This is a genomic window from Ralstonia sp. VS2407 (assembly GCF_052950655.1).
The window spans coordinates 1-557 of record NZ_JBRFVG010000111.1 but is presented as its reverse complement, the minus strand read 5'-3'; the positions used below and the strand labels follow the sequence as shown (position 1 = coordinate 557).

Below are 557 nucleotides of genomic sequence, written 5' to 3'. Positions count from 1 at the left end.
ATCAGCGGATCGATGCCGAGCCGCGCGACGAGTCCGCCGTTGAACAGGCCGACCGCGAGCCCAATCGCAATGGCCGCCGCGAACGCCGCGCCGGTGCCGTACGGCAGGCACACCGCGATGATCGCGCTGGACAGCGCCATCACCGAGCCGACCGACAGGTCGATGCCGCCGGATACGATCACGAACGTCATCCCGATCGCGACGATCAGCAGGAACGCGTTGTCGACGAGCAGCCCGGTCAGCACCTGCATCGAGAAAAAGCCCGTGTACATCACGGACCCGAAACCGAACAGCGCGACGAACAGCACGATCGTCACGACGATCGGCAGCGTGCGCGGATCGGCGAGGCGGCCAAGGAAACGGGTCATCGCGGCGTCGCTCCGGTGGTGGTGGCGCGCGATCGCGCGGAAGGCAGCAGTCGCGACGCGTGCCGGACCAGCAGCGCGCGCGCCGCGTCCGACTGGATCAGCGTCACGACGATCACGACGACCGCCTTGACGACGAGCGTCGCCTCCGGCGGCACGCCGATCGAGTAGGTCGTGTAGGTGAGCGTCTGG

The 557-nt window shown here is 68.2% G+C and carries 1 protein-coding gene and 1 pseudogene; both read right to left on the bottom strand.

Going from position 1 to position 557, the window contains the following annotated elements:
• A partial coding sequence (locus tag ACU8YE_RS24115) for an ABC transporter permease subunit (protein ID WP_446929882.1) occupies positions 1 to 368 on the bottom strand: 368 nt, incomplete at its 3' end.
• Positions 365 to 557: pseudogene (locus ACU8YE_RS24110) on the bottom strand (ABC transporter permease); the annotation flags it as partial. The gene ACU8YE_RS24115 and the pseudogene ACU8YE_RS24110, both read right to left, overlap by 4 nt.